The sequence below is a fragment of the Collinsella sp. AF23-2 genome (assembly GCF_003459245.1).
Taxonomy (GTDB): Bacteria; Actinomycetota; Coriobacteriia; order Coriobacteriales; family Coriobacteriaceae; genus Collinsella.
The window spans coordinates 350550-356549 of record NZ_QRVG01000001.1; the positions used below are offsets into that span (position 1 = coordinate 350550).

General features: G+C 48.4%; 5 protein-coding genes. All 5 read left to right on the top strand.

The window, feature by feature from the left end; genetic code table 11:
* Positions 1-218 precede the first annotated feature (218 nt).
* Positions 219-1220 (top strand): Abi family protein, encoded by a 1002-nt coding sequence (locus DWY03_RS01545; RefSeq protein WP_117757939.1) that lies wholly within the window; start codon positions 219-221, stop codon positions 1218-1220.
* 96 nt (positions 1221-1316) lie between these two features.
* Positions 1317-1562 carry a hypothetical protein gene (locus DWY03_RS01550; protein ID WP_117839759.1) on the top strand — a complete coding sequence of 82 codons (246 nt, stop codon included), beginning with the start codon at positions 1317-1319 and terminating at the stop codon, positions 1560-1562.
* A gap of 209 nt (positions 1563-1771) precedes the next feature.
* A complete protein-coding gene (locus DWY03_RS01555; protein ID WP_233506801.1) occupies positions 1772-2875 on the top strand; it encodes an ATP-binding protein in 1104 nt (367 codons plus the stop codon).
* Between the two features lie 1291 nt (positions 2876-4166).
* Positions 4167-5135: a DUF2971 domain-containing protein gene (locus DWY03_RS01565; RefSeq protein ID WP_158558595.1), complete on the top strand. Its 969-nt coding sequence runs from the start codon at positions 4167-4169 to the stop codon at positions 5133-5135.
* Positions 5136-5278: 143 nt separating this feature from the next.
* Positions 5279-5920, top strand: coding sequence for a hypothetical protein (locus DWY03_RS09980; protein WP_022094837.1), 642 nt, complete (start codon positions 5279-5281; stop codon positions 5918-5920).
* The last annotated feature ends 80 nt before the right edge of the window (positions 5921-6000 follow it).

Genomic DNA, 6000 nt, shown 5'->3' on the forward strand with positions numbered 1-6000 from the left:
TTGCCGATACGACGCACCGACAACGTTAAGGCATGCGGTCTGGTCGGCGTGGCCGTGCTCAAAACCGAAAAACTATCGTGCTCAATTCTGAAAATCGGATGTGATCAAACCCGCAATCACGACGTTAACAAACACAAATAGGCCGGCGCCAACGACAGGCTCGCCCCGTCGAGGCGGGCTGGGATATAATTTCCTAGAAGGAGGCCAAGGGAGGTTCGATGAAGAAGGGCATGAGCATCAATTCCCTCATGAAGCACATGAGGACGAATCACGGTATGGAGGATTTGCGGGGGAGCGACAGAAAGATACTGCTGAGAAACATGGGCTATTTCCATGGCTATAAAGGCTTCCGGTTTGTCCGAAAGCCCAAAAATGCGCTCCCCCTCCCTTCGTTCGATGCACTCATGGACATATACGGGTTCGATTCCGCCATCAAGGCTGCAATCTACCCGGAGATAATGTTCATCGAAACGGCGGTTAAAAACATAGTCTTGGCCAGAATACTTGAGAACATAGAGGACCCCGGGCTGGCGACCTTCTTAAAGCGCGGCCTCCGGACATGCAGGGATGTCAACGGAAGGGTCGTGAACGGGCAGATGGGGGAAAAGCTCAAGCTCAAGAGCCAGCTTCAGAACATCGTGAGACGGAGTTACAAAAACGATCTCGTGAAGCATTATGTCGATCGCGACGATGACGCGCCCGTTTGGAGCATTTTCGAGGTGATGACCCTCGGCGATCTCACAAGCGTATGCAGAAGCCTTCCCGATGAAATCCTCGCCGATATCGCAAGCGACCTAGGTCTCTTACATGCGAACCCCGGCATCGTCATCAACATCGTCGAGACGATTCGTCCCTTAAGGAACGCGGTCGCCCATAACGGGGCGGTATTTGATTCGAGGTTCAGCCAATCGGTTAAGTATCCCAAGACCGACAGAAACCTGGCCGCGGTTGGCGAGCTTCTCGATGAGGATCTTTCTATCGGGTACAGGTTGAATTTCAATTCCATAATCGACTACATCGTTCTCCTGGCCTACCTATTGACCTTGCTAACGCATCAGAAGAAGCGTTCCAGAGATTTTCTTCGGAAATGCCTGCGGGAGCTCGAGAAGCTCGAGAGCGCTGTCGGGGTTGATACGTACATGATGATCGTCGGAAGCGGTGACCGGCAGAAATACGGATTTATTGAGGGGTTCATCGATGGCTACGGGCGCAAGCGGTGACGTTCCTTCCGTGTGCTAATATGTGCAGAGAGAAACGGCGAAACGCCGTGGGAGGGGCCGATCAGTCGACTCCTCCCTTTTAATATGAGTTGAACATTGCCAAGAGGCAAAACCGGCCCGGCCGCCCGCGGAGCTACCGCGCACGGCCGGGCCTACCTATCTTCACCCCTGTATCACTACGAGTTCACCTCGCGCGGCAGGGAAGAGGCCAACGAGGAAAAGCTGCGCCGCTGGAAGCGTGAGCAAGCACTGTTCATGCAGCGCTGGCCGGAGTTCTTCCTCAGCGGCGATCCGTGGTTGGGGCCAAACCTATCTGCCGAGAGCGAGTATTTCTCGTATTAAGGCAATGGGTTTAGGAAGTCCTGAACTTTCTTTCGCTATGAGCTTGGAAGAAAGCAATGGTGGACTATTAACTAAGTCATATTACGAAAGCTCGATACTTCCGCGATAAGTTTATACAGCCTTATATAACTCGATATTATTCGATATAGTCTGCGATAATTATTTAACCGATGATTGGCTGTTAATCGATTCCCTAGAAAGGCAAACAAGTGAGCGCCACAGCATTCCATAATCCGTTTCGTCCCACTGCCGGCGCTGAGCCTCCGCGCATAATTGGTCGTGATGATATTGCCCTTGAGTTTACCGAGAGTTTGAATGCGGGAATTGGTGCACCTGCGAGGCTCATGCGTATTGCTGGACCGAGGGGCTCCGGAAAAACTGTTTTGCTCTGCGATCTTAGGGATCGTGCGCGAGAGCTTGGATGGAAGACCGCTATTGTTTCTGCTGGCCCTAACCTATTGCTGGACTTGAAGGATCAGGTTGCTGATTCTTCCCTTGCGGCCAATGCTTCGGTCGGTGTAAACGCCGGCTTTGTTTCTGCGAAAGTCGATGTTGCACCCAAAGAGTCGAGCCTTAGAAAGTTGCTAAGTTCGGCGGCGAAGTCATCCGAGGGTCTTTTTATTGCCATCGATGAAGTTCAGGACGCTCCGATTGACGATATGCGTGCCATTGCGTCTACGGTTCAGCTTTTGATAGGGGAAAAAGTAGATATCGCACTTGCCTTTGCCGGGTTACCCGCCGGTGTTATGGATCTTATTAACGGCAAGGCGCTTACGTTCTTGCGTCGTGCCCTCCCCGAAGATCTGGCGCCTATCAACCAGGTGGAGGTAGCGCTCTCTATGGGCGATAGCTTTGTCGCGACTGGCTTGACCATAGAGGACAATCTCCTGTCGAGAGCCGCTAAGGCCACTAAGGGCTATGCCTATCTGGTGCAACTGGTCGGTTATTCCATTTGGCAGCGCGCCAACTTGCATCGTGCCAAAAGAGCCATTGTGAGCGGGCCCGACGTCACTGAAGGCATTGCGCTGGCAGAGGCTCGTTTTCACGATGTTGTTCACGAGCCCGCGATTTCTGGACTGGGGCTCAACGATATCAAATACCTTTTGGCCATGTGCGAGGATAAACAACAGTCCAAATCATCCGAGATTGCTAAGCGCATGGGTAAAAAGACCAATGAGGTCAGCTCCATTAGGGCAAAATTGCTACAAAGAGAGGTTATTCAGGCACCACAGAGGGGCTACGTGCAGTTTGCCGTGCCGGACCTAGATATCTATCTGCGAGAGAACGCCGAGGAGATTCTCGAACGGTTCTAGGTCGAGTGAGGGCGACGTCATGTTCTTTAAGACTGCTATCAGCGTCGATTGCCATATCGGGTTTTTCTGGGGCGGCAGTCCCCGTGATAATAGAGATGTGGCATTCATCGTCGCCCGCTAATCAGATTTCGTCTATCTATAACATTGCGTGTTTTAATTTGCAGGAACAAAGATATCATTCGCAAAGCGTGAGGGTTATCTTGCCCGTGCACAACTGTTTTCGTTGCTAGACACCAAAAGCAACCCTTTTAGTTGCATGAGACATAATGCAACTGTTTTCGTTGCTATATACCAAACGCAACCCTTTTAGTTGCAAGAGACAAAATGCAACGGTTTTCGTTGCCTGATGCCAAACGCAACTCTTATTATGTAGTTGTTAGCTTTCTCACATACATTCATTTACAACAGGCATCTACGAATTCAGCCGTCTCATATATTCCTTATAAGGCATGAGAAAATGAACCCGATACATGGTATTCAGCGCTAAAAGAGACGAAATGGACATACCGTCTCTATGCTGCCGATACGGCATCGCGAACAACCCCTTCGCGCGGTTGCCCTTGCCCTTGAGCGACTCAGGGAAGTAGATCTCGTCGAGCTCGCCGCCGCAGCCCCGCCCGGCCCTGAATGGGGGCAGTGGGCCGAGAGGCACTCGATCAGCCTATGGCGCATGGCGTAGGCGGTCTTGAGGCAGACGCGGCTGCGCTCGACCTCGTAGGCGGAGCCGGCCGTGTCGTCGAACGCCGCCGCGCGGATCACGTCCCTGACGGACTCAATCGCGCGGCGGCGCTCGGTCCCGCTCAGCTTCGCCATGTCCCGTTTGAAGGCGATTACCAGGTCCTCGGCGTTCATGCTGCCCCGCGGTCTACGAGGCTAACGATATGGCGCCGTGGGGACAGATGTGTGTCAATCCTGGTCTAACAGAGCTTTTTTAATTGACGCGCCCATATAAATCTTTTCTGCATACTCGACTGCTTCTGCAGCCTCTGCGGCGCTCCGTAATTGGTAAAGCGACCTGACAGAGAGTGGAATTCGATGTCATAGCTGGCGTCTTCATCGGAGGACAAGACTGCTTGATGACTATATGTTTTCATCTCTAGCCATCTCAGGCTATTATAAATATATCCGTTGGCAGCTTTTACGATTTCCGGTACGTTCCAATCGGAATCATTTTTTGGTAGTTGATAGACATGACTTCTGCTTCGTATGTGCATTCAGTATTATTGCACTGGATAAAATCAACTGCATCTAATTTAGCTAGATCGGGAAGCGATATTGCATGGCGCTAAGCTTGACACAGAAAGAAACATATCGGGAGACGCTGGCTAATCTCGTTGCCAAGCAAAACGATGGCGCCTCCATTGTTTCCGCAAAGAAGGAGCTGGAAGCGCTATCGACTTCTCTCGTCCCGCGAATGCTTTACCGCTATCGACCTCCAAGTGAATACGCTTTTGCCGATCTAGAAAACGCGACTGTTACATTTTCTCATCCAAAGGTTTTCAGCGATCAGTGCGACTCGGTACCGATCTATAACTGGAATGGTATAGATGAAATCGAAAGTAATCTCAATGATGATGAACAAGCGTTAAAGATAATAAATCAAATTGATTTTAGACGACTTGCGTTTGTTTTAGGGGTTCTGGGGGCTCCTTTTAATCCAGCAAGAATAGATGAGTTCGAGATACTATCCGATGAGGGAAAAGTTAGTCTTTTTCGCTCGGCTGTTAAAAACTTGCGCTTATTTGTTGGAGGATTTGTTGCCCCAGTTCATCAGAATAGCTGCCGAAATTGTTGTCGCATTTTGTGCCTAACGGACAATCCTAGCGATTCGAATATGTGGAATGTATATTCCGAAAGCCAAGCGGGTTTCGTTCTTGCTTACGACAGAGAAGCTATTCGCAATTGCAACATAGCTAACGGAATGCGCACTGAATTATTACCAATTTTATATGATGACGAACCATTTAATTGCGACCCTCAAATTGCTTGGACTGCTGCTAGGATGCTTGGTCTTAATGTGAGCAGTGATGACATGCTTAGTGATCTACGGGCAATTTACAGAAAGGGCAGTGTGTTTGAGCGGGAGAACGAATATCGTGCCCGTCTTGTACCAGAGCCAGATGAGCTTGAGATGAATTATGTACAACGCCCATGCAAGCCGTTGCGAGTTATTCTTGGGAGCAGGATGACTCAAGAGGATAAAGAGCTTTGCATTTGCGCGGCGAATAAACTGGATATTCCTGTAGATGAACAGTGCTAGTTATCCTTTAATAGTGCCGTATAGTCAATTATTTGTCAGCTGAATCGGGCGTCAGTAGACTTCTGAGCTGGCGATTGCTATATCTACGGGGGCATTTCGAAAGATAATTTGGTGTAATTTACGTTAACGGGAGTTGCTTGTCTATGAGTTTATCTTTATCAAATTGGGATTACTACTTGGTTCTTGAAAGAGAGCTTGTTAATTCCTTTAATTATGTTGAGCTGAGCAACGATAATTTCTCAACTTATTCAGTTGAATTTGCAAAGATGCTTTTATCGATTTGTTCTGAATTTGATTCGGTTTTTAAAGATTATGTCGAACTTCGATCCGGAAATAGACCATCTAATATCAAGGAAGCATTCGAGTGCCTGTCTGCTTTGAATGATATTGCCTTTGTAAATGAGGTAGTTGACATTGCGATTAACCAGAGTATTTCACTCAAACCTTTTAATGCGTGGATAAATGGAATGTATGCAAAATTAACTTGGTGGGATAGCTATAACGCTGTGAAACATGATCGTGGTACGTATTTTAGAAAAGCTAATTTGGAGAACTGTTTGAATTCACTGGCAGCTTTATTATGTATCGAAATTGTCAGTTTGAAATGTTTTGGAGTTAAGCGTTTGACTCCAGTTAATCGATTGTTTCGTATACCTAACAAACAACTTTGCCGATCATTGCCGGGCCAAAATGGACAATGGGATTTGGTTATCGATTCTAAGGAGCTGAATGAAACATCAAATATGAGACCTGCAAATTTGATGATAGTGAAGAGCGTGAGCTAGCGATACTTTGGATCGCACAAAAAATAGATGGCGTAAGCGTGGGGGGTGTTCCTATAGTTTTGTCAACTGGGAAATGCTCT